Genomic DNA, 22,724 nt, shown 5'->3' with positions numbered 1-22,724 from the left:
ACCTTTCAACAAAATAACCTGTGAGGCTTTGTGTCAGATATCATTTTACTTGGACAAAATTTCCTAGCACTTTTCGTTGAATCCGCGCCTTGGTTACTTCTCGGTTTGCTGGTGGCGGGTATCATGCACGAATTGGTACCCGTTTCGTTTTTGGAAAAGCACATGGGAAGCTCATCGTTTGGCTCAATTACAAAGGCCGCGGTTATTGGTGCGCCTTTACCTCTGTGCTCTTGCGGCGTTATCCCAGCGGCACTTGGGCTTAGGCGTAGCGGTGCATCTAAATCTTCCACTATCTCGTTTTTAGTGTCTACGCCCGAGACTGGCGTAGACAGTGTTTCTGTGTCCTACGCATTGCTTGGACCGTTGTATGCCATTGTTAGACCCATCGCGGCCATTACAAGCGCTATTTATGCTGGATTGATGGTGCGTTTTTTCGCAGAAGCAGAAGAGGCTCAACAACGACAATCTGACGTGACGCAGTCATCGTGCTGTGGTTCAAAGCAAGCACCTAAATCAGAGCCGCAAATACAGGCCAGCACGTCCTGTTGTGCAAGCGAAAAAACACATGCTCATAACCACGAAAGCACAGACAAGCCCAAACACGAGTCTTCGCCTTCGAAAATCACAAGCGTGCTTTCATATGCCAGTGGCAAGTTACTTGAAGACATTGTGATATGGTTATTAATTGGATTAGCACTTGCCGCGGCAATTAAAACGTGGGTACCCACCGACTTTTTAACGCAATGGGGTGATGGCGTGGTCGCCATGCTAGTGATGGCGCTAATCGGCATTCCTATGTACATATGTGCTACAGCATCAACGCCACTCGCGGTTGGGTTTCTTGCGGCGGGGCTATCGCCCGGTGCTGTTTTAGTGTTTTTAATGGCGGGACCCGCCACTAACGTATCAACGATGGGAATGATCAAACAAGAAATGGGTACGCGAACGTTAGTGCTTTACCTTTTCAGTGTTATCTCTGCGAGTATTGGTTTTGGTTACGCACTGAACTACCTAGTATCTTCGCTTTCGTTAGACTCCATGATCAAAACCCAAAGCCGTGTTCATGAGCACGGTGCAGACGTTCAGGTGATTTATGGGCTATGCGCGATTTTATTGGCGGGGTTGATGTTAAGGCTGGGTCTGAAAAAGCTGCAGCAACACCGTCATAACCAAGAGCAACATTCGGCGTGCTGCGGCTAACAGTAGCCCAGCGGATGCCTTTCATAATAAAGCGCTCAAATGATATTCATAGAGCGCTTGTATATCCCGCTCTATTATCCATAATAGTCGTTCAACTTATTAAAATTAAAACGCGTTTAAACCTACAAGGACGCTTGGAATAACTACATGCTTTTACTTATTGTGTACGTCTTCATTGCACTGGGCTTTTCTTTTTTGTGCTCCATTGCAGAGGCTGTGATTCTGAGTGTTTCGTCCGCTTATATCTCTGTGTTAGAGAAAGAGGGCAAAGCCAGTGGTGCGCTACTACGTAAGCAAACCGATAATATAAATACGCCTTTATCAGCAATATTAACGCTGAACACTATTGCTCATACAATGGGGGCTGCCGGGGCAGGTGCGCAAGCGGCAGCAGTATTTGGTGACGCCTATCTAGGCGTTATTTCAGCAGTCCTTACACTCCTTATTCTTATTTTTTCTGAGATTATCCCTAAAACACTTGGTGCAACCTATTGGCGAACACTAGCGCCAGTAACCGCATATTTTCTTAAATACCTTTCAATTGTACTTATGCCGTTCGTTAAAATGTCTGAGCTAATGACGAAAGGCTTTAAAGAAGACAGCCCACTTCGCGGGTTAAGCCGCAGTGAGCTACACGCCATGGCAGAGTTGTCGGGGCAAGAAGGTCAGCTAGCGAATCACGAAGCGGCGTTTCTGCAAAGCTTGTTAAGTTTGCACGAGCTGAAAGTGAAAGATGCGATTACCCACCGCACGGCGCTATTTAAAGTGTCGGAGTCGATGACGGTAGAAGGCTTTTTCCACAAGCACGCCAATATAGAATTTTCTCGTATCCCTGTGTTTGAAGACAGCGACTCAGAAAACATTACCGGCTTTGTGATGCGTTCTGATTTATTGGTGGCACAAGCCAGAGGTAACACTGATAAGCCGCTTTCTGAATACGCAAAAGATATGGTTACCGTGTTAAACACTATGCCGCTGTCAGTCACCTTCGAGCACTTCATCAATAAGCACGTGCATATGTTGCTGGTGGTTGACGAGTACGGCGGTTTAGAAGGGGTGCTTACGCTAGAAGACCTGCTCGAACGCTTGTTAGGTGTCGATATCGTAGATGAAAAAGACACCACGGTGAGCATGCGTAGGCTTGCCAAGATGATGATGAAACGCAAAGAACAAATGATGATCAAAAACGTACCCGATGCGTCGCTTGAGAGTTCGTCTAAAAAGTAGAATTAGCGCTAATTCGCTCGTAATGTTTAGCCATTATTAAGGATGATGAATATGAAACAGGATTTATGGAAAAAGCAGTAAGAACAGAATATTCAGCCCAGGAAGGCATTGTTAAGCGAATCCAACCGTCGCTCGTTTTAGCGGCTTTGCTCGCTACAGGTTTCACGGCAAGTGCAGCTGCACAGGAACTGAGTATCCCATGTGATGATCTTGAAGAAAAAGCGCTCGCTGAATCGAAAGCTGATGAAGTAGAGCGCATAAGCGCATTTACACCAGCGACGCCTTTGAAACGTGTCGATCCTAGATACCCATCTCAAGCCATTAGAAAAGGCCGAGAAGGTTGGGTTAGGCTAAGCTACGTTATCGACGAAGAAGGCAGAGTGAAAGACCCTGTTGTAGAAGACTTCTTTGGAAGCCCTTCGTTCAAACGCAGTGCACTGTCAGCGGTTAAGAAATGGCAGTATAACCCCGCGATCAAAGATGGCGAACCTACCCAGCAGTGTCATCAAGCAGTCCAAATGGATTTCGCTATAAGCGGAAAAAGCGGTGCCACACGCAAATTTATTAAAGCTTATAAAGACGCAGAAGAGCGCTTTAATGCGGGTGATGTTGACGCGGCTGATGAAGCACTTAAAGAGCTTCTAGGCTGGGATACGCTAAACCGCTATGAAAATACGTGGTTGCTAAACTTGGAGTCTCATATAGCGAGCAAACAAGGCGACGTAGAGAGGGAAGCGCAAAGCCTAACGCGATTACTTGCCAGCAACGGTAGTAAGCGCTTCAATAACATGGTGTTTAATGAAGATTATGTGGCATACGCCCTTCAGAGAAAAATCATACTCGATGCTCAGCGTGGGTATTATGCAGAAGCATTAAAATCCTACACCACACTTCAAGACATGGAAGCGCAAGAAACGCGTATTGGCGAGATCGCGCCGCTAATTAGTCAGATTGAAGAATCTATTGCATCTGAGCAAAACTTAACCGTGCCCGTAACGATAGGAAGTGATGGGAATTGGTTCCACACTCTTGTGCGAAGTAAGTTTGCTTTTGGCAACATCCTAGGCGAACTTGATACCGTTGAAGTCCGTTGTGATACTCATCGAGAAAAATTCACGGTTGCCGAAGCGCATGTTTGGCAAATTCCAAGCTCTTGGGGACAGTGTCAGGTGATGGTGAAAGGTGACAGCGAAACAAAATTTGATTTAATTGAAGTGGCGAAAGGGTAGGACTGAACAACAGTCGCGTCGCTACAGAGTTACAGTGAATGCCAGTTGAAATAGTTGCTCTCTATAGTCCTCGTCGGATTGGAAAAAACGCAAATTCTCCTGATGCCCTGAATTTAATTGCCATTCTGTGCTAACGGATAAATAAGAGGTAATGTCGTACCTTACGCTAACGGTAAAGGCGTTACCTCTGCTTCCATTCGGGTCATACATAACATCATCGTTATCTACCACCTGATACCAGTCCCCACGCATGGCTAAAGTTAAATCTTCCCAGCCCAATTGCTTTAGGTTGTATGCCGCACCGATATACGCACTGGAAAAATCGTTGTCTACGATATGCTCCCCCATCAAAGTGTCACCTAGTAGCACTTGAGAAAACACCGTTAACTCAGGTCGTGGTAAGTATCGGAGTGTTAATGAATGAAAGCGCGTATGCCAGGCATAAATACGGTCAGGGTCAACAATGTTCGGGTCTGCATTATTGTCGTAATAGTAATAACGCAACTCGGCCTTTCTAGCATAGGCTAAGTGAACTCCTACGTAGTACCCAAACCGATTGTCAATTTCCCTGAAGGGTTCAGTCCATGCCGGTGCGTTTAACTTATCTTCATCGACGACGCCGGGAATGGGGAGGAAGTTTACGCGATCATTATAAACGGACTGCCTGTCGTGAAGGGCAAACCCTCGCCAAGAAAGCAGAGTGCCGGTGGAATCATTACCTTTGAACACGCTGCCTAATACTTTCCATGACCAGTGGCTTCTTATTTGCCTGCCATTTTGTCGTAGACTTACTTCGATACCGCCCGTTCTTAGTTCTTCACCCACCCAACTATTAATTGCTGAGTTACTCAGAAAATGAGGCGATAACCAACCCGCGTCGGTATTTTCCGCTGAGAGTGCGGGAAAAAATGCCCCTATTTTTACTTCAGGCTTTATGCTGGATGCGACTAACGGGCGATATTTTAGATAAAGTTCGGAAAATCCAACCTTTTGTTCCCCATCGCTATAACCATTGATGACGCCAACTGCCGACCAACTATCCGCTAACATAAAGTCAGCTATTACTACAGCATGAGAGAGCTGTATACCGTTACTTTCATAACGCTGATGGCCGGCTCCCATTTGCTGAAAGCTCCGCGAATCATCTTTTGCCACAAAGCTTGTTCTTACTAGGGCCTTGGTTTCTCCGTGAACCTGAAGTGGCAAACTCGTGCAAAGCAAACAGACGGTTAAGGCAAAGACATTACGCATTAATAATCGCCAAATCCTTCGTCGAAGTCATCGTCACTGAAAACTGCATCAAGAACAAATTTGTATTCTTGTGAGTTGGTGATATGCAATGTTGCGCTGTTAAATAGTTTCACATCAGGTTGCTGCGGGTGCCAGGTCATAACACTGTACTCGCCCACCGGAAGTGAAACATTCATTACGCCTTCTTCATCGGTTTTTGCGAAAAATGGACTGTCGGTTACCACAATATAGCCCAGCATCCAGTCGTGAATATTGCAGCCAATATCTACAATACCAGCTTGCTCAAAGCGAAGCGGTTCAGCGGTAAACTCTTTATAGAGTTTTAGCTCAAACTGTTTTGTAGGCGAAAAAGAATACACGTGATGAAAAAGATTATCTGCGTTTGGAAACGAAATATCTGTGCCTGATTGAACAACAAGCACGTGAGGCGCAAATTGTTTATCGATTTGATTCATTATGGCGGGCTCTTCTTCACGCTGTGGTGTTGATGCAAGCGTAAAGTTAGGCGTTAGGGTTAACACCATATCTTTCACAGGCTCCCCATTGGCGTCGCTAACGTATATCGAAATGCTTGGCGTTGCTGATAAGGATGTATCAGCGGCATGTGCCCATGAAAGGGTAACGCCGGCTAGTAAGAGAGCGCTCGATGTGAATGTACCTGTGATAAAACTGGTTATGTTGAACGTGCTCGCCCTTCGATGAGAAGTAAAGAAAATAGAAAGCGCAAATGACATGGATTTAATCAATAACGTGTTGTTTTTTTGCATTGTAATTCATTCTTTATAATGGCTTTAGCCTTAGACAGAAAGGCAAAGCGCTATGCGTCCTTTGTTGACGCGAAAGCATATGACTACGTATAGCCTATTCAATACCAATCCGTTTAGATAATAACCTATGCGGACTGGTATGAAGTATGTGCTCGGCTTTCGCTATCTATGTAGCAAAGTTTGTTAGACTTTAACTATAGACCGAGTTGGACGTTTTTTTCATTCATTTACATCAAAGGAAAGCGCGCGCTGACGACTACACCTGTACTATCCTTCCGATTGAATAAAGATAACTGACCTCTGTGGAAGGTCATTATGATGTTGGCAATGTAAAGCCCTAGCCCCAAGTGCGGTGAAGAGGCATTTTGCACATCGTTTTCTTTTCTCACCGACACCATAGACTGAAGCAACTGAGACCTCATTCCTTCAGGAAGAAGCGGCCCGGTATTACTAATGGTTAGCTCAGCTTGCTTGTCCTTAACCGTGATACTGACTTGGATTTCACTTTCTTTTTCACTGAAATCTACGGCGTTAGCGATAATTTTATCGAACATTTGAGCCGTAAGTTCAGGGGAACCAAGTATGCGCGCAGTATCAGTATTGTGGGTAAAACTAAAGCGTCGATGGCTATAGGCATGTTCGTAACCAGCAATACACCCAGATATCACCTTAACTAAGTCGAATGGTTCTAAATCTTCTTGTTGAATGGCCTGCTCTAATCGGGTGGCTTCACTCATACTGTTTAATATTGTGCTTAGGCGGTTCACCCCTGATTGCGCCCTTTCAACAAAAACGGCTTGTTGGTCGGCGTCATTAACCTGAGTCAGCATATCCAGCGACGATTTTACCACGGCAATGGGCGTTCTAAGTTCGTGAGACAAGCGGGACGCCATGTTTTCTAAATAGGAGTTGTACTGCTGTAACCGCGAAAGCACATCCGCAAATGAACGGGATAAGTCACCAATTTCATCACGCTGATTTGAAACCGGAAGGGTGCCAATGATTTTGCCATTATCATCTATCACCGCTTCGGTGTTATCGCGAAGGGAGCGAATGCGGTTTGAAATTCGCGTAGCGAACAGCAGTAACCCTAAAGTACCCATGGTCATCACTGCTAAAATCACGTGAAAGAGCTGTTCCAACGCCCGGTTCCGCAACGTACGAATACCATTGGTGGTTTGCTCTACAATAACCGCCCCCATTACGTTGCCTTCAATAAAAATAGGGTAGGCAGCGGAAAGTACTATGGCTTTGTTATCGGGTGACAAACGCCATAGTGAATCGGGTTGGCCATTCAGCGCAGTGCCTAAATCCTGCCCTACCAATGCATAAGCATCGTCTAGCTCGTCAATAAAGTCGGCCGGTGGCCGTGTAAGAATTTGATAATAAAGTGGAAGTAACCACTCACTTTCAACCCAGTGCCAAATTGCATTTGAAGAGGTTTCTTTTTCATCTACTTCAATACCAGTGGCCGATTGAATGTCACCAGCGCGGGCGAGTACCCGCTTGTGCTTATCTACAACCCAAACCCGTGAATCGGCATATTTTAAACCTGCCAGAATGCGCTCAATTTCAGGGGAAGGAGTGATAACAGTACCTAATTCAGCGAGCTCTTTTGTATTCGCCGTACCTAACGCGTACTGCTTCAATCGACTTGCCCTGTCGTCCACATCGACAATTGAAAATGCTAAGCCGCCTGTGGTCATTGATAGCGGAAAGCGCAGTTCAATGTTGTAGCCCGTGGCAGTCTCTTGCCATCGGCCTTGAATAGAGAGCGCGTTCTCTACCGCCCGAGTTGTCGTTGTGTTATCTGCGAGCTTGTACGCATTTACCCAGCCACTTTCATAAGGGGCGACAACATACCTTGCTAATTCTCCCTGTGGAGTTTCCATGCCCACAAGTAAGTGGTCGCCAGTCTCCACGCTTAAACTATTGGGTTGTCGCCACAGCAGCACGTCATCACTGACTTCAAACATGGCATACAGAAATTGACCGTAGCGCCCCACCATATGCTTAAACGATAAGCTAGTGGGTTCTCCCGCGTAGCCATTGTAGTACTCAATAACTTCGCCACTGCCATACTCACTCATTAACTCGCTGACTTGCTGCCAGTCGTTAAGTTCGCCATCCAGTCGAATGGGGGACGGGATAGGTGGCGCGTAAAGATCTGTTCCGGGGCGCACGTCTTGAAGATACGCTGATTGGCTATCAAATAAAGCGGGACGCTCGTGAAGGGCAGTGGCAACAGCTCGTGCCGTGCCAATCATGGTTTGTTCTTGACCGTTTCGCAGATACTGCTCAAGCTCCCACACATAGTTATAACCTAAGTAGGGTATGGTGAATAAGAACAGCGACAGCACCATAAGCTGAAGGCGTATTGAAAAGCGAAATCCCATGTTTTTAGTCGGTTGCCCTTATCTTTTAATCAGACGAAACGCAGTTTTAGTCGAAAGCCCGCTACAGCTGCCAGCGATATCCCATGCCGTACACGGTGTCGATATGATCGAAGTTAGGGTCAAGCTGCACAAACTTTTTACGCATACGTTTGATATGCGAAGTAATGGTGGTGTCGTCTACCACCATTCTGGACTCATCCATTAGCTGTTGGCGGCTTTTCACATGACCAGGGCGCTTAATGAGCGCATGCAGCATCCAAAACTCTGTTACCGTTAACAAAACGGGCTGGTTCTGCCAGCTTACCGTCATTCTGGACACGTCTACTTTTAAGTCGCCCACTTTTAGCTCATCTTTTTGCTCTGTTGGAGCGGCAAGTAAATCTGTACGCCTGAACAAGGCTGCAATTCGCGCAAGCAGGTGAGCCATGCTGATATCTTTAGTCAGGTAATCGTCCGCGCCCATTCTAAGGCCGCTGATAGTATCTACATCGTTATCTCGTGCAGTAAAAAAGATGATAGGTAGGGTTTGTGATAGGCCTCGCAGTTGCTGACACAGCATAAAGCCCCCTTCAATTTCATCTTTCAAACCAATATCGATAATGGCTAAGTCGGGTAAGGTGTGGTTAAACGCTTCAGCAGCAGAAGGCCTGTCCTCATAGGCATTCACGCTATAGCCCTGCGCTTTAAGCGCCATAATGTAATTTTCGCGAATGGCCGCGTCATCTTCCACTAATGCAATTGTCTTTGGCATACATTAACCCGCAAATATAATTCTGATAGAGCGCACACTATACCTATGAATGACAGCTATTGCCTAAGTTCGGCATAAAATCCTCAAGCCTGCCTCATTTACGCCATATTTGAGGGGCTTAGCGTGAACTTTATCTTTGGCGGCAGCCCCACACAAGCGTCCCCAAGCGCGGATTAATAAAACGCTTGGCGTGCAGCTTCACGTGCTAAATCTATAGGTAAGCTAAATCACCACCACATTTCCACAATTACGCGCTTTTTTTGCCATTAATAACGGGTTTAATAGTATTTGTCCGTCGAGTTTAGCGCACTACTTTTTTTAAGTGCCAGGCAAGCGAGGCGGATTGCACTGTAGAAGCCTCTTCAAAGACTAGGAGAGGGGAAAACAGTGCCGTGGAAGCGGTAAGGCTGAACTTCTACGTAAAAGTCTCAATTATCTATTCAGACTGGTATTAAGCTACCCTTTGCGCTGCGTACTACCCCAACGGTACGCGGCGCTTTTTTATTGGGGTTGAAAAAAGGCGTTTTCGCTCTCATTTAGAAGACGAAAGCTTAAACTGTTTAAAGCAACCACTAAACGCGAGTGTATTCATTTACTAGCATGAACTAGGTTACACTTCGTTGGTTGTAAGTTGTTAGCGACAGATAACTGCATCTCACTAAAGTTAATTAGGGCGTGCTGACCTTTGGTTTGCATCAAAGGTCAATACGTCTTAGTGATCACACTCTCACTACGGGCAAATCATGAAAGCGTTGGACATTAAAGGGTTAACCAAAACCTACAAAGGTGGCGTACAGGCACTAAAAGGCGTCGACCTTACAGTACAAGAAGGAGACTTCTTTGCATTACTTGGCCCAAATGGGGCGGGTAAATCTACCACTATTGGTATTATCAGTTCACTTGTAAACCAAACCAATGGCAGTGTGTCGGTGTTTGGTTATGACCTCACAACGCAAAAAGAGCAAGCCAAAGCCTGCATTGGTCTGGTGCCACAAGAGTTCAATTTCAACCAATTTGAAACTGTACTGCAAATTGTATTGAATCAGGCAGGTTACTACGGCGTACCGCGCAGTATTGCGAAAGAGCGTGCTAAAAAATACCTTGCTCAGCTCGACCTGTGGGAAAAACGCGATGCCCGCGCGCGTGAGCTATCGGGTGGTATGAAGCGAAGACTGATGATTGCTCGAGCACTCATGCATGAGCCGAAATTGCTTATTTTAGATGAGCCAACCGCGGGCGTAGATATTGAAATTCGCCGCTCTATGTGGGGTTTCTTAGAAGAGATTAACCGTCAGGGGATCACGATTATCCTCACTACCCACTATCTTGAAGAAGCAGAAATGCTGTGTCGCAATATCGCCATTATTAACAAGGGCACCATTGTCGAGAACACCAGCATGAAAGCTTTATTGTCTAAACTAAGCCTAGAAACCTTTGTGTTGGATATCAAAATTCCAGATGGCATGACGACGACAGATGACCTACTAACGGGCTTTGAACACCGTTTGATTGACGACCATACCCTTGAAGTTGATGTTGAGAAAACGGAAGGATTGAACCCGGTTTTCACCCAGCTAAGTGAAAAGGGTATTCAAGTAATGAGCATGCGCAATAAATCAAATCGCCTTGAAGAGCTATTTGTGCGTTTAGTTGAATCAGCGAAGCAAGCTGGCTAAACCCACAGCAGGTAAAGGTGAAAAACATGAAAACTGAAAGTACACAAATGAACACAGAAGAAAACGTGGGTTGGTTTAAGCAAAACTATGTGGCGCTAACCACTATTTGGATAAAAGAATGTACGCGCTTTTTGCGCATATGGGTACAAACCCTTGTGCCGCCAGCTATTACAATGAGTTTGTACTTCGTGATATTCGGTAGCCTCATCGGCAACCGTATTGGCGAAATGGGCGGCTTTACTTACATGGAGTTTATTGTGCCCGGCCTTATTATGATGTCGGTGATCACAAACTCCTACGCCAACGTGTCCTCTTCATTTTTTAGTGCTAAATTTCAGCGCAATATTGAAGAGCTGTTGGTGTCACCAGTACCCACTTCGGTCATCATTCTTGGGTATGTGGGCGGCGGCGTGGCCCGCGCCATACTGATAGGTATTATCGTTACCTTAGTGTCGCTGTTTTTCGTTGATGTTCAAATACACAATTTGGGCATTATTGCGCTCACGTTGTTACTCACTTCTACCTTGTTTGCGACTGCGGGTTTAATTAATGCGGTATTTGCGAAGACCTTTGATGATATTAGCGTGGTTCCAACGTTTGTATTAACACCGTTAACTTACTTAGGTGGTGTGTTTTATTCACTTACCCTATTGCCTGAATTCTGGCAGTGGGTGAGTAAGGCGAACCCTGTTGTGTATATGGTCAACGGGTTTCGTTATGGATTCTTAGGGGTCTCTGACGTAAATGTAACCTTGTCGCTTGCCTTGTTAGTGGGCTTTAATGCACTGCTATTTGGTGTGGCGTACTACCTACTTAAAACGGGTAAAGGTATTCGTAGCTAATGGCCAGCGGTAATTCTAGAGAAATCACAACATCGCAGGTAGGTATTCACGATAAGTTAGACGACTTAGTGAAAAAGTACCAAGCGAGTGAAAATAAGCGACCGATTAGCGACCATACACAAGCTGCGTTTGATGATGTCAGCGCGTGGCTTGATGGCTTTAGCGGCGAGATCATTTTAGATTCATGCTGCGGCGTTGGCGAAAGTACGGCGAATATTGCAAGAGCAAACCCCGATGCGCGTGTTATCGGTATCGATAAGTCGGCGCTGCGGGTGGATAAACATGAACATTACAGCGCACAGCAAGACAACTATCGGGTTATTCGTGCCGATGTGAACGACTTTTGGCGCTTAGTAAAGCAGTCTAATTGGAACGTGACTCAGCACTTTCTGCTGTATCCCAACCCCTATCCTAAAAAGACACAAGTTCAAAAGCGCTGGCACGGTAGTGCGGCCATGGTGGACCTGATGGCGATCACTCCAAATATTGAAGTGCGTAGCAACTGGCTTATTTATCTAATGGAATTTGCGCAAGCGGCTAAACATTACGGCATGGTATCTGATTTATCTGAAGTTACTGGCGATGATCACATGACGCCGTTTGAGCGAAAGTACCGAGGGAGCGGTCAATCGTGCTGGCAGCTTAACTGCCGTAGCGAAGAAGGCTGAGTCTGCTATAGCAGCAAGAAATACTGAAAGCTGATAAAAGTGGGGTGAGATGAAAATCTCGCCCCGTTTGTTATTCAAATTCGTATAATTCGCTTGTTAATGGCGCGCAGTGGCACTTCGCACATTCGCCATAGGCGGACTAAACACATATCCCTGTGCATAACGAATGGGCAGGCGTTTTACGCGTTCTAGATGCGCCTCATCTTCTACGTGCTCGGCAATAGTGCTTACTCCATGGCGTTCACATAGCGACAGCAGATAGTCTACATATTCCCTCACTGCCTCTTGTTCGTCATAGTGTTTAATTAGCCCGCCAGCGAGCTTAATCCCCCGAACCGGCAAGTTCATAAGCGCTCGTATGTTACCTGGGCATGATCCAACGTTGTCGATGAAAACGCCCAGCCCCACATGCATGCTTTTTTCGATAAATGCGGTAAGGCTTTTCGGATTGGATAGGGCAGTAGAAGCACTCACTTCTATACTTACACGCTCCGGGGTGGGATAGCTTGCTAAATGGGTGATGAGGGTATTAGTAAGCTCTACATTGTGAAGGTCATTGGCAGTTATATTGATGTTCCAAGGGATATTAACGTCGTGAAAATAGCTGGCACATTGCACAAACATGCTCGCTGCAAGCGTATTTACGTGTTGTTCGCGCTCTATAAGGTAGAGAAATTCGCTAGGTAAAAAAGTCTTATCACCTCGGGTTATCAAGCGTGCCAGGCACTCGTAGCGCCATACTCCTTGGCTTTGTAAGTCAACGATGGGTTGAAAATAAGGCACGATATCATCGATAGAGAAATCCTCGGAAATTTCACGAATGGGCATAAACAGACCCCCTTGCTTTGAAGCAGTACTTTATCGCAGCGATGAATGCTTGAATGTGAGTTCAATGGCTACTTAGGCTCGCAATTAGAAGATGGAAAACCAATACGAGAGACTCGTGTTGGTACTATTCATAAATTAAATATAGTAGAGACTGATAAAATTTGCGGTACAAAATTCGGGGGAATTCGTTTAAATACGTGTGCAGAGTTAACCGCTTCATAAATATTTTGCATGTAATAAAACGTTAATAGTCGCTTAAATGCCGTGCGCTAACCCTTGGCGAGCATTGCAATCTGATGTAAAGTGCGACACCCTGAAAGTATTGTGATAAGTTTTCAGGTTTGGCAACGAATGGACCGCGTCAACGCGCATTAGCCCAGCCGATGTACCGTTAAGGGATATGTTGGATAAATAGCTGCACCAGTCGCAAAGTAATTGTGTCGAATGCTATTTGGCTAAAAGGAAAAGTAAGTGTCAGGCCGGTGTCCTACAAAACCGCCTGTTGATTTCGCCCAATAAATGTAAGCGAAATGTGTGATTGTTTTAAGTATGAGGTGTGTTGAGTGGGTGAAGCGCAAGTTAGTTTAGAGCACCTGTTTAGGGTCTTTACCAAGCCTGAACACAAAGACTCAAAGCTGGCTCAAATAGAGCAGCATTTATCTGACAATATCTTAGATTTTTTGTCGCAGCACGTAGTGACAAAAAAGACGTCGTTAGAAGAAATTGAAAAAGACTTTTCAGACTCCAAGGTGCCTGAGTCACCCGAGTTTGTGTCTACTCATGCTGAAAGCTTGTTAGATAAGCTTGTTGCGCATTCAGTTAATACTTACTCGCCTACCTTTATTGGTCACATGACCTCAGCGTTGCCCTATTTTCACCTGCCGCTTTCTAAGTTAATGGTCGGGCTTAACCAGAACTTGGTTAAAATAGAAACGTCTAAAGCTTTCACGCCGCTAGAACGTCAAGTATTGGGTATGATGCACAACCTTGTGTACGATCAGCCTCAAAGCTTTTACGACAACCATCTACACAGTGCGGCCCATTCTTTGGGGGCATTTTGTTCTGGCGGAACCATTGCCAACATCACTGCCTTATGGGTGGCTCGCAACAAACTACTAGGCCCACAAAAAGGGTTTTCTGGCGTGGCAAAAGCAGGTCTTGCCGCTGCCTATCGTCACTACAACATTAACAATTTAGGCGTGATGTGCAGTAAACGTGGGCATTACTCGCTGTCAAAGGCAGTGGATGTATTGGGGTTAGGCCGCGAACAATTATTAACTGTGCCCGCGCCAAAGCAAACCCTAGATCCAGCAAAAGCCCTTCGCATTGGTAAACGTTATCAAGAGGAAGGCAATAAGCTTCTTGCTATCGTTGGGGTAGGCGGCACCACCGAAACAGGGCACGTAGACCCGCTAGACGAGCTAGCTGACGTAGCCAAAGAGTTAGGCTGCTGGTTCCATGTAGACGCAGCCTGGGGCGGCGCTACGCTATTCTCGGCGCGCTATCGCGACAGACTAAAAGGTATTGAACGCGCAGACTCTGTCACTATTGATGCACATAAGCAAATGTACGTGCCCATGGGCGCAGGAATGGCGCTTTTCAAAGACCCACAAAACGCCAATGCGGTAAGACATCACGCCCAATATATTTTGCGTGCAGGCTCTAAAGACTTAGGTGCTACCACGCTGGAAGGCTCCCGAAACGGTATGGCCATGATGGTGTACTCGGCGCTGCATATATTCGGTCGCAAAGGGTACGAGCTACTTATTGATCGCAGCATTGATAAAGCCAAAGACTTTGCGCAGATGATTGATAAAGCCCAAGACTTTGAATTGACGACCACACCTATTCTATCACTGTTGACCTATCGCGTTTGTCCCGCTGAAGTGCAGGAAAAGCTGAAGCATGTGAATGCTAAAACCCGCAACGCTATTAATGAGAAGGTTGACGCCCTTGTTGTTGCGGTACAAAAGCAGCAGCGTGAAGCAGGTAAGTCTTTTGTGTCTCGTACTCGCCTGGAAGCGCCTGATTACCCTTCCCAGTGTATTACCGTGTTTCGCGTAGTGTTAGCGAATCCGCTTACTAGCCATAACGACCTGGCAGCAATTTTGGCTGAGCAACACTTAATTGCGAAAGAGACACAGGCTTGGAAAGAGCTAATGGATTTTGTTCGCGAAACAGAAACCGTTGCGTCTTAACAGCGGACTCTAATAGCTGACGTTAACAGCAACATACAAAAAACGCCCGATACAGGCTCTGTTTAGGAGTCATGCATCGGGCGCTTTCTTTTGTAGTTCGAGATTATCCGCGAGGATTGGTATTACGCTTAATCTCGCGTAATTTGCATATTATCAATTAAGCGCGTCTTGCCCATAAACATAGCAACAAGCAGAACTAATTCTTTGTCGCTATTGCTAGCTGGTTCAAAGGTGGCGGCGTTAACTACCTGACAGTAGTCTTTCTTAAAGCCTTTTGCTTCAAGGTTACTGACCATGGCATTTTCAAGCTGAACAAAGTCGGTGTTACCACTTTCTATGCCCGCTTTTAAGCGCTGCATTTCTGCAAAAATAGCACTCGCCGTCGCTTTTTCAGTGTCTGTTAGGTAACCATTTCTAGAGCTCATTGCTAGGCCTGACGTCTCGCGCTCAGTAGGCACCCCGTGAACCTTCACTGCCATTGATAAATCGCGAGCTAACGCGCGAATAACTTGTAGCTGTTGGAAGTCTTTTTCACCAAAAAACGCATCGTCTGGCTGTACCATGTTGAAAAGCTTGGTCACCACGGTAGCTACGCCGCGAAAGTGGCCTGGGCGACTCGCGCCACAATGAGAGCCTGAAATGCCGGGTACTTCAACAAAAGTTTGCGCGTCCAGTCCCGCCGGATACATTTCCGCAACGCTAGGTAAAAACACCGCGTCTGCACCCACTGAAGTCAGCTTGGCTTTATCTTCTTCGATAGTGCGTGGATAGGCGTCTAAATCTTCGTTCGCGCCAAACTGCATGGGGTTAACAAAAATGCTAACTACCACTTTGTCGTTATGCGCTTTCGCCTTTTTAACTAGTTTGAGATGACCATCGTGCAGGTTGCCCATAGTGGGTACAAAACCTACGGTTTCACCATTACGTCGCCATGCGTTCACCGTGCTGCGTAATGCTGAAATACTATCAACCACCTTCATAATTTACCTCGTTACTCGAAGCTGTGTTCAGCCGATGGGAACGCACCGCTTTGCACATCTTCAATATATTTTGATACGGCTTTGCGCATATCGCCGGTTTCTACAAGGTAGTTCTTTGAGAACTTCGGCATATAGTTTGCGCTGATGCCAAACATGTCGTGCATCACCAGAATTTGACCGTCGGTATCTTTGCCTGCGCCTATACCGATTACCGGTATGGTTAGGGCTTCGCTAACCGCTTTGCCTAGCGATGAAGGCACGCACTCAAGCACTAATAACTGAATACCGGCTTCTTCCAACGCTTTCGCTTCGCTAAGCAGTTTTTCAGCTTGGCTCGCTTCGCGGCCTTGTACTTTAAAACCACCGAATACGTGCACTGACTGAGGCGTTAAGCCTAAATGGCCACACACAGGGACGCCGCGCAGGTTTAAGCCTTTGATGGTGTCGCACAACCAGCTTCCACCTTCCATCTTAACCATACTTGCACCTGCAGCCATAAGCTTTGCTGCGTTGGCGTAGGTTTGCTCAGAAGTGGCGTAAGACATAAACGGCATATCGGCTAATACGAAGGCGCGTTCAGTACCGCGACGCACACTTTTCGTGTGGTAGGCTATGTCATCGATGGTTACCGGTAGGGTGTCGTCTTCACCTTGAAGAACCATGCCTAAAGAGTCGCCAATAAGAAGGGCGTCAACGCCTTGTTCGTCGAACATTTTGGCGAAGCTGGCGTCGTAAGCGGTTAAAGAGGTGATCTTTTCCCCGGCCTGCTTTTTCTTAAGCAAGCCCGATACAGTTACTTTCTTCATGACATGTCTCAGATTGATATTGTTGGTATCGTGTGGCGAACTATACGGATTTTGCCGCTAATTGGAAGAGCGCAGGCGACGAAGTCCATCCAGCGAGCAGTTAGCGACCCATGCCGAGATGGGTTTGCCATCGTGCATAACCATATTGGGCGCAATTTCAAACAGCGGCACCATAACGAACTCGCGTTCTGCCATGCCGTAATGGGGAATGATTAAGTCTGCGGTGTCGATAGTTTCGCTGCCGTACAACAAAATATCCAAATCCAACGTGCGTGGTCCCCAGCGCTCACCTTTGCGCTCACGGCCTTCTTCCAGCTCTATGCGTTGCAGCTGCTTCAATAAGCCGTGGGGCTTTAACGAGGTCTCAATTAAGCACACCGCGTTAATATAGTCAGGTTGGTCTTGCGGCCCCATCGGTTTACTGGAATAAAGTGAAGAGGTTTTAAGTACGCGGGTGTCTTCTATTTGACCTATCGCATCAAACGCGCGCTGGGCTTTTCCCTGGCTATCGCCGAGGTTGCTACCTACACCAATGTAAACGTGCTCTTTATGCATCAGGACCTCGCTTCGCTGGTTTACGCTTGCGCTTACGCGGGGCACCTTTTGCGCCGCCTTCGCTTTTGCGAAGGGCGTTAAGCATGCCTTTCTGCTTACCGTTGTCAGCGTGCTGGAAGTGCGTCCACCACTGAGCTAGCTCTAATAGATCGCCACCTTCAATTTGGCCGCGGGCAAGTAAAAAGTCATAGCCAGCTCTAAATTTAGGGTGCGTGAGCAATTGGAAAGCGCGACGGCCAAAGCGCTTAGGTAGGCGTTGCTGTAAAATCCAGATGTCCCGAACCACGGTAGAGAAGCGTTTAGGGATCATAATACGTTGTGTTTGACGTGCGATAACCTCGCCTGACGCAATATTAAATGCGTCGTGAGCATTTAAGCCAGACTCGCTTTGTAAGCGTTGTGACTCTTCCTCAACTGGATACCAGAGTAGTGCGGCGTAAAGGAACGCTGGCGTAACTCGCTGGTCGCTATTAATACGTTCGTCGGTATTGGCAAGTACGCGACGTACAAACTGCATTTCACGGCTGTTTTCATCTTTCAAAAACGGCGTTAGCTGAGGGAACAAAGGCTCGATTAAGCCGTATTCGTGCAGCATTAAGAAAGTTTCTTCTCCCTTACCCGATAAAAACAGTTTAAGGGTTTCTTCAAACAAGCGCGCAGGTGGAATGTTCTGTAAAAGGTTGGCCAGAGATTTAATCGGTGCAGCAGTTTTTGCTTCAATGCGCATGCCAAGCTTAACGGCAAAGCGCACCGCACGTAACATGCGTACCGGATCTTCACGGTAGCGTGTTTCCGGGTCGCCAATAAGCTCAACTTCTCGTTTTTCTATGGCGGCTAAGCCATTAGCGAAGTCTTTTACCGTAAAGTCTGCCACGCTGTAATACATGGCGTTAAAGGTAAAGTCACGGCGTTCAGCATCTTCTTCAATGGTGCCAAATACGTTATCGCGTACTAATTGACCGTGAGCGTCGCGCTTTGCGACAGCCTTGCCTTTGGGAAGGTTTTCGTCTTCGTCCGTCTCTTGGTGATGCCCGCGGAACGTGGCTACTTCAATGATTTCACGGCCAAACACAATGTGGGCCAAACGAAAGCGCCTGCCGATAAGGCGGCAATTTCTGAACAAGCCTTTAATTTGTTCAGGTGTGGCGTTCGTCACCACGTCGAAATCTTTTGGTTCGTGACCCATCAAAATGTCGCGTACACAGCCTCCTACCAAATAGGATTCGAAGCCAGCTCCATTAAGGCGATACATTACTTTTAATGCATTTGCGCTTACGTCTTCGCGAGATATACCGTGTTCTCCACGGGTCATAGTCCTTGGCTTTAAAGCGTTAGGAGACGAACTCTCTTTTGAAAAAGCGCGCTTAACAGATTTAAAAACACGATGAATGATGATGGTATCTCCGCAGACTATAAAGGTTCGCTATAATAAGTGGATTCATGCTGTGGAACAATAATTTCGGATGTTTTCACTACTTTTTTCCTATTCCACATTGAAATAGCCGTCTTAAGCGCCGAATCAATATCACCAAATTCTGAGGCATTTGGAAAGGAAAAGCCTAAAAAGTGCATCACACGCACGAGATTATCTAAAGCTGTTTCGTTTTTAACTGGCGCTGCACGGTTTTGTTTACTTAGTTTTCTGCCTGGTGCCACGGCAGCGACCGGCACGTGACCGTATTCAGGAGTAGAATAGCCCAGCGTGTGATATACGGCGCGCTGTAAAGGCGTGACATCAATTAAATCACACCCTCTAATGACATGGTTAACTTGCTGAAATACGTCATCTAAAATCACGACAAGGTTATACGAAAATAAGCCGTCTCGACGTTTCAGTACTACGTCTTCGGCTATTAAATCGGAGCTTGAATTAGAGGGCATAACTTTGCCCATAAGCACGTCATCAAAGGCTTCAAGTTGAGTATCTACTTTTAAACGAACTGCACAATCCTGTGTGTTGGAGTGCACTGGCTCAGTTCGACAGTGGCCGTTATAAACACCGCCCATGGCTTTAATTTGCTTACGTGTGCAGGTACAAAAATAGGCTTTTTGTTGTGTAAGTAAGTCATCGAGAACCGCTTGATAACGGGCATGTTGTTGGCTTTGATAGATGACGTCGCCGTCCCAATACAGGCCGTGGGCTTCTAGGGTAGTGAGTATGTCTTTATCTACACCTTCAATACAGCGCGGCTCGTCTATATCTTCCATGCGTAGCAGCCATTTTCCGTTATGGCTTTTGGCATCTAGGTAGCTGGCAACAGCGGTAACTAACGAACCGAAGTGAAGTTGGCCGGATGGAGAGGGAGCAAAGCGCCCTACATAGTGGTTATGCATAATAAAGGCTTAACAAAAAGCCCCATCTTTTCGGGATGAGGCTTTCTATATCAACGTAATCGAGGCTAGTAACTTAACCTTGAAGTTGTTTTTCTTTAATTTCAGCCATGGTCTTACAGTCGATACATAAATCTGCTGTAGGACGAGCTTCTAAGCGACGAATACCAATTTCGATACCACACTGGTCACAGAAGCCGAAATCGTCTTCTTCAATTCGCTTAAGCGTTTTTTCAATTTTCTTTATTAGCTTACGCTCACGGTCACGTGTACGTAACTCAAGGCTGAACTCTTCTTCTTGAGCTGCACGGTCTACAGGATCAGGGAAGTTTGCTGCTTCATCCTTCATGTGCGTTACTGTACGGTCAACTTCTTCACGAAGTTGGTTGCGCCATGCTTTAAGCAATAGACGGAAGTGCTCCATTTGGGGCTCGCCCATGTACTCTTCGTCAGCTTTTGGCTCGTACGGCTGTAAACCTGCCAGCGCTAATAGTCCTAGGGATTTTGTTTCTTTTCCTGTTGGCATCTGCCACATCTCCTACACTACGACATCCATCTTGTCCTGATTGGACCGATATCTATATCAGACTCGACAACTTCAGGCAATCAATCGTGTCTATGTAATTATTATGCTGGTGTATTGCATTCATAAATTAGCCAGGTGTTTTTTCATTTAGCCCGCTGGCTACCAGCAAACGCATTAGTGCGTTCTCCCACTAAAACAAGGCGCAAATATGAAGGCGAAATGAAAAAAATCAACCTATTTTTTATAAAATCAAAGGGAGTATTTGATTTAATAGGATTTTTTGTTCGTCTATTATACAGCTTGCCGCCAAAACCGTTACGCCAGCGTTTGCGGCAATCTTTACGCTTTCTGCATAAGTTGGATCAATATGCTCGGCCACTTGTACACTTTCGATGGCGGTGTGTTGTACGCAGAATAATAGATTGGTTTTTATACCACTGTCAGATAAACGAGCAAGTTCTAAACAGTGCTTCGCGCCGCGTTGAGTGACTGCGTCGGGGAAGAACCCTTTGTTTTCATCTGCTAAGGTGACGGATTTAACTTCCATATACTCAGTAACACTCTGATGTTCGGCATTTTTTCGGGTTAATGCAAAGTCGAACCGGCTATTGGCGGTTGGTGGTGTTACTTCTGCTTTCCAATCTGTGATGTCTGAAAATTCGCTTAGCACCTTGTTATCTAGCGCTTCCGCCACCAGTTTATTAGCATTGTGCGTATTAATGCCGATGAAGTGACCATCAAATGTTTGGGCTAGCTCCCATGTATACTTGAGTTTTCGATTTGGGTTGGTGGACTCACTTAAAAAGACAGTGTATCCAGGAACAGCACAGCCAGTCATAGCGCCAGTATTTGGGCAATGTGCAGTTACAATAGTGCCGTCGTCTAACTCAACATCGGCAAGAAATCGCTTGTACCTTTTTATAAGGGTGCCGCGTAATAAGGAAGGTGAAAACTTCATGTGTCGCCTTTTTTAGAATGTAGGTGAAAACACGTTAGTGTGTTTCGCTAATTGATATGTGTGCTTTTGAACGAGCACGTATAGCGTATGCGCTTAGCGAACAAAGCGTATGTGGTTAGCGAACAACAAGCGCAGTAAACAAGGCGCCAAAGAGTAACAAACATTTGTGCAAGCGCAAAAAGTGCTTTGCAATAATATAACGATGTAATAAGGAATAAAACGCGATGGCAGAATTTACCGTTAGCCTTTCTAGAAACAGTGCTGAAGCAGTGTGGGGCGAGAGTGCTAAGCTTTCTTTCACTGAATCAGGTGCAGTTATTCACCTGCCTGACGACAAGATTAATGAGCGTTTAATTCAGCAAGCGTCGAGAAAGCTAGATGGCTTAAGCCTGCCAGCAGTTACGCTAAGCGGTGATTGGCACAAAGAGCAGCAGTGGGCTTTTGCACTTAGCTTCACGCGTGCGCGCAAACCAGCGTTAATAAAATGGGCCGAAACGGCTGACAAAGAAGCGCTAGAGCAAGAATATGCTGCGTTACTATTTACCCGTCAGCTGGTAAACGAAACACCTGAAGATCTAAGCCCTGAAACCTTAGCAACCCGAGCAGCACAGTGGCTTAAGTCACTCGGTGGTGACAAGGTAACCTACTCAATGACGGTAGGTGAAGATCTTAAAGAGCAGGGCTGGATTGGCATTTATAATGTGGGCCGCGGTAGTGAACGTCCGCCTGCAATGCTGGTACTTGATTACAACCCAACAGGTAATACGGATGCGCCAGTTGATGCCGTGCTAGTTGGAAAAGGCATCACCTTCGACAGCGGTGGCTACAGCATTAAATCAAGCGAAGGCATGTTAGATATGAAATGTGACATGGGCGGCGCAGCGACGGTAACAGGGGCATTAGGGCTATCTATTTCTCAAGGCAGTGAAAAGCGTATTCAGCTTATTTTGTGCTGTGCAGAAAACCTTATTAGCGGTCACGCTTATAAGTTAGGTGATGTGCTTACCTATAAAAATGGGGTAACCGTTGAAGTGGTTAATACCGATGCTGAAGGACGTTTAGTGTTGGCTGATGGCCTTATGGCGGCAACAGAGACGGGCGCACCGCTAATTATTGATGCAGCAACGCTAACCGGTGCTGCAGTGGTTGCACTGGGTTCTGACTACCATGGCGTATTCTCGTTAGATGATAATGCCCGCGAGCAAATGCTTAAAGCAGCAAAGGCAGAAAACGAACGTTTTTGGCCGCTACCACTTGAAGATTTCCACGCAGAGCGCTGTCCATCGGCGTTCGCAGATACAGCAAACAGTCGCCCAATGAAAGGTGGCGGTGGTGGCGGTGCATCAAACGCTGCGGGCTTCTTATCACGCTTTGTTAAGCCAGAAGGCTGGGTACATTTGGATTTAGCCGCTGCTTACCATGGCGGGGCAACATCTGAAATGCCGGTAGGGGCAACAGCGAAAGGTATTCGCTCAATTGCGAGAATGCTGAAAGACTTCAGTGCATAAATAAAATAGCGTTCGACGCCTCCAATG

General features: G+C 46.3%; 20 protein-coding genes. 8 read left to right on the top strand and 12 right to left on the bottom strand.

The features are described 5' to 3' along the window. Positions 1-30: 30 nt before the first annotated feature. From MASE_RS17395 to MASE_RS17385, 3 genes are all read left to right on the top strand, one after another. Positions 31-1,200 carry an SO_0444 family Cu/Zn efflux transporter gene (locus MASE_RS17395; protein WP_014951014.1) on the top strand — a complete coding sequence of 390 codons (1,170 nt, stop codon included), beginning with the start codon at positions 31-33 and terminating at the stop codon, positions 1,198-1,200. Between the two features lie 147 nt (positions 1,201-1,347). Further along, entirely contained in the window at positions 1,348-2,427 is a 1,080-nt protein-coding gene (locus MASE_RS17390) for a CNNM domain-containing protein (protein WP_014951013.1), read from the top strand. Between the two features lie 65 nt (positions 2,428-2,492). Then, entirely contained in the window at positions 2,493-3,656 is a 1,164-nt protein-coding gene (locus MASE_RS17385; RefSeq protein WP_014951012.1) for an energy transducer TonB, read from the top strand. 21 nt (positions 3,657-3,677) lie between these two features. Here the strand turns inward: MASE_RS17385 and MASE_RS17380 are convergent, their stop codons facing one another. From MASE_RS17380 to pdsR, 4 genes are all read right to left on the bottom strand, one after another. Further along, on the bottom strand, positions 3,678-4,811 hold the full coding sequence (locus tag MASE_RS17380) for an outer membrane beta-barrel protein (RefSeq protein ID WP_232362780.1): 1,134 nt from the start codon (positions 4,809-4,811) through the stop codon (positions 3,678-3,680). Positions 4,812-4,906: 95 nt separating this feature from the next. Next, complete coding sequence (locus MASE_RS17375) at positions 4,907-5,674, bottom strand: methylamine utilization protein (protein ID WP_014951010.1); 768 nt, start codon at positions 5,672-5,674, stop codon at positions 4,907-4,909. A 227-nt stretch (positions 5,675-5,901) separates the two neighbouring features. Continuing rightward, positions 5,902-8,070 carry a proteobacterial dedicated sortase system histidine kinase gene (gene pdsS, locus MASE_RS17370; protein ID WP_014951009.1) on the bottom strand — a complete coding sequence of 723 codons (2,169 nt, stop codon included), beginning with the start codon at positions 8,068-8,070 and terminating at the stop codon, positions 5,902-5,904. A 61-nt stretch (positions 8,071-8,131) separates the two neighbouring features. Beyond that, on the bottom strand, positions 8,132-8,821 hold the full coding sequence (gene pdsR / locus MASE_RS17365) for a proteobacterial dedicated sortase system response regulator (protein ID WP_014951008.1): 690 nt from the start codon (positions 8,819-8,821) through the stop codon (positions 8,132-8,134). Between the two features lie 743 nt (positions 8,822-9,564). Between pdsR and MASE_RS17360 the strand changes: the two genes are divergently transcribed. From MASE_RS17360 to trmB, 3 genes are read left to right on the top strand one after another with little or no spacing between them, the layout of a single operon-like run. Then, entirely contained in the window at positions 9,565-10,497 is a 933-nt protein-coding gene (locus MASE_RS17360; RefSeq protein ID WP_014951007.1) for an ABC transporter ATP-binding protein, read from the top strand. A 26-nt stretch (positions 10,498-10,523) separates the two neighbouring features. Beyond that, a complete protein-coding gene (locus tag MASE_RS17355; protein WP_014951006.1) occupies positions 10,524-11,339 on the top strand; it encodes an ABC transporter permease in 816 nt (271 codons plus the stop codon). Then, positions 11,339-12,007: a tRNA (guanine(46)-N(7))-methyltransferase TrmB gene (gene trmB / locus MASE_RS17350; RefSeq protein WP_014951005.1), complete on the top strand. Its 669-nt coding sequence runs from the start codon at positions 11,339-11,341 to the stop codon at positions 12,005-12,007. The genes MASE_RS17355 and trmB overlap by 1 nt, the downstream gene beginning before the upstream one ends. 96 nt (positions 12,008-12,103) lie before the next feature. On the opposite strand, the gene MASE_RS17345 is transcribed toward trmB, so the two are convergent. After that, positions 12,104-12,835: an EAL domain-containing protein gene (locus tag MASE_RS17345; protein ID WP_014951004.1), complete on the bottom strand. Its 732-nt coding sequence runs from the start codon at positions 12,833-12,835 to the stop codon at positions 12,104-12,106. Between the two features lie 563 nt (positions 12,836-13,398). Between MASE_RS17345 and panP the strand changes: the two genes are divergently transcribed. Continuing rightward, the gene (gene panP, locus MASE_RS17340) at positions 13,399-15,033 is read left to right on the top strand and encodes a pyridoxal-dependent aspartate 1-decarboxylase PanP (RefSeq protein ID WP_014951003.1); all 1,635 of its coding nucleotides are present in this window, start codon (positions 13,399-13,401) and stop codon (positions 15,031-15,033) included. A 128-nt stretch (positions 15,034-15,161) separates the two neighbouring features. Here panP and panC read toward each other — a convergent pair whose 3' ends face one another. The 7 genes from panC to sfsA form a co-directional block, all read right to left on the bottom strand. Continuing rightward, entirely contained in the window at positions 15,162-16,013 is an 852-nt protein-coding gene (panC, locus tag MASE_RS17335; RefSeq protein WP_014951002.1) for a pantoate--beta-alanine ligase, read from the bottom strand. Between the two features lie 11 nt (positions 16,014-16,024). Continuing rightward, a complete protein-coding gene (gene panB, locus MASE_RS17330; protein WP_014951001.1) occupies positions 16,025-16,819 on the bottom strand; it encodes a 3-methyl-2-oxobutanoate hydroxymethyltransferase in 795 nt (264 codons plus the stop codon). 57 nt (positions 16,820-16,876) lie between these two features. Beyond that, on the bottom strand, positions 16,877-17,374 hold the full coding sequence (gene folK / locus MASE_RS17325) for a 2-amino-4-hydroxy-6-hydroxymethyldihydropteridine diphosphokinase (protein WP_014951000.1): 498 nt from the start codon (positions 17,372-17,374) through the stop codon (positions 16,877-16,879). Continuing rightward, positions 17,367-18,686, bottom strand: coding sequence for a polynucleotide adenylyltransferase PcnB (gene pcnB / locus MASE_RS17320; protein ID WP_014950999.1), 1,320 nt, complete (start codon positions 18,684-18,686; stop codon positions 17,367-17,369). Before pcnB ends, folK begins: the two co-directional genes overlap by 8 nt. 98 nt (positions 18,687-18,784) lie before the next feature. Continuing rightward, positions 18,785-19,708, bottom strand: a complete 924-nt coding sequence (gluQRS, locus tag MASE_RS17315) for a tRNA glutamyl-Q(34) synthetase GluQRS (protein WP_014950998.1) — start codon at positions 19,706-19,708, stop codon at positions 18,785-18,787. A 73-nt stretch (positions 19,709-19,781) separates the two neighbouring features. Continuing rightward, positions 19,782-20,231, bottom strand: coding sequence for an RNA polymerase-binding protein DksA (dksA, locus tag MASE_RS17310; RefSeq protein WP_014950997.1), 450 nt, complete (start codon positions 20,229-20,231; stop codon positions 19,782-19,784). A gap of 241 nt (positions 20,232-20,472) precedes the next feature. Further along, a complete protein-coding gene (sfsA, locus tag MASE_RS17305) occupies positions 20,473-21,189 on the bottom strand; it encodes a DNA/RNA nuclease SfsA (RefSeq protein ID WP_014950996.1) in 717 nt (238 codons plus the stop codon). A gap of 224 nt (positions 21,190-21,413) precedes the next feature. On the opposite strand from sfsA, the gene pepB reads away from it, so the two are divergent. Next, a complete protein-coding gene (gene pepB / locus MASE_RS17300; RefSeq protein ID WP_014950995.1) occupies positions 21,414-22,697 on the top strand; it encodes an aminopeptidase PepB in 1,284 nt (427 codons plus the stop codon). Positions 22,698-22,724 lie beyond the last annotated feature (27 nt).

The organism is Alteromonas macleodii ATCC 27126, from assembly GCF_000172635.2.
Taxonomy (GTDB): Bacteria; Pseudomonadota; Gammaproteobacteria; order Enterobacterales; family Alteromonadaceae; genus Alteromonas; species Alteromonas macleodii.
The sequence above is the reverse complement of the archived record's forward strand: the minus strand, read 5'-3'. Positions and strand labels throughout refer to the sequence as shown.

What these genes read in the sequence shown, in the direction of transcription:
- MASE_RS17345 (WP_014951004.1), bottom strand. Translation starts at nt 12,835, where the DNA reads ATGCCCATTCGTGAAATTTCCGAGGATTTCTCTATCGATGATATCGTG.
- dksA (WP_014950997.1), bottom strand. Translation starts at nt 20,231, where the DNA reads ATGCCAACAGGAAAAGAAACAAAATCCCTAGGACTATTAGCGCTGGCA.
- MASE_RS17360 (WP_014951007.1), top strand. Translation starts at nt 9,565, where the DNA reads ATGAAAGCGTTGGACATTAAAGGGTTAACCAAAACCTACAAAGGTGGC.
- panC (WP_014951002.1), bottom strand. Translation starts at nt 16,013, where the DNA reads ATGAAGGTGGTTGATAGTATTTCAGCATTACGCAGCACGGTGAACGCA.
- pcnB (WP_014950999.1), bottom strand. Translation starts at nt 18,686, where the DNA reads ATGACCCGTGGAGAACACGGTATATCTCGCGAAGACGTAAGCGCAAAT.
- pepB (WP_014950995.1), top strand. Translation starts at nt 21,414, where the DNA reads ATGGCAGAATTTACCGTTAGCCTTTCTAGAAACAGTGCTGAAGCAGTG.
- panB (WP_014951001.1), bottom strand. Translation starts at nt 16,819, where the DNA reads ATGAAGAAAGTAACTGTATCGGGCTTGCTTAAGAAAAAGCAGGCCGGG.
- MASE_RS17390 (WP_014951013.1), top strand. Translation starts at nt 1,348, where the DNA reads ATGCTTTTACTTATTGTGTACGTCTTCATTGCACTGGGCTTTTCTTTT.
- gluQRS (WP_014950998.1), bottom strand. Translation starts at nt 19,708, where the DNA reads ATGCATAACCACTATGTAGGGCGCTTTGCTCCCTCTCCATCCGGCCAA.
- sfsA (WP_014950996.1), bottom strand. Translation starts at nt 21,189, where the DNA reads ATGAAGTTTTCACCTTCCTTATTACGCGGCACCCTTATAAAAAGGTAC.
- MASE_RS17375 (WP_014951010.1), bottom strand. Translation starts at nt 5,674, where the DNA reads ATGCAAAAAAACAACACGTTATTGATTAAATCCATGTCATTTGCGCTT.
- pdsS (WP_014951009.1), bottom strand. Translation starts at nt 8,070, where the DNA reads ATGGGATTTCGCTTTTCAATACGCCTTCAGCTTATGGTGCTGTCGCTG.
- pdsR (WP_014951008.1), bottom strand. Translation starts at nt 8,821, where the DNA reads ATGCCAAAGACAATTGCATTAGTGGAAGATGACGCGGCCATTCGCGAA.
- trmB (WP_014951005.1), top strand. Translation starts at nt 11,339, where the DNA reads ATGGCCAGCGGTAATTCTAGAGAAATCACAACATCGCAGGTAGGTATT.
- MASE_RS17385 (WP_014951012.1), top strand. Translation starts at nt 2,493, where the DNA reads ATGGAAAAAGCAGTAAGAACAGAATATTCAGCCCAGGAAGGCATTGTT.
- MASE_RS17355 (WP_014951006.1), top strand. Translation starts at nt 10,524, where the DNA reads ATGAAAACTGAAAGTACACAAATGAACACAGAAGAAAACGTGGGTTGG.
- folK (WP_014951000.1), bottom strand. Translation starts at nt 17,374, where the DNA reads ATGCATAAAGAGCACGTTTACATTGGTGTAGGTAGCAACCTCGGCGAT.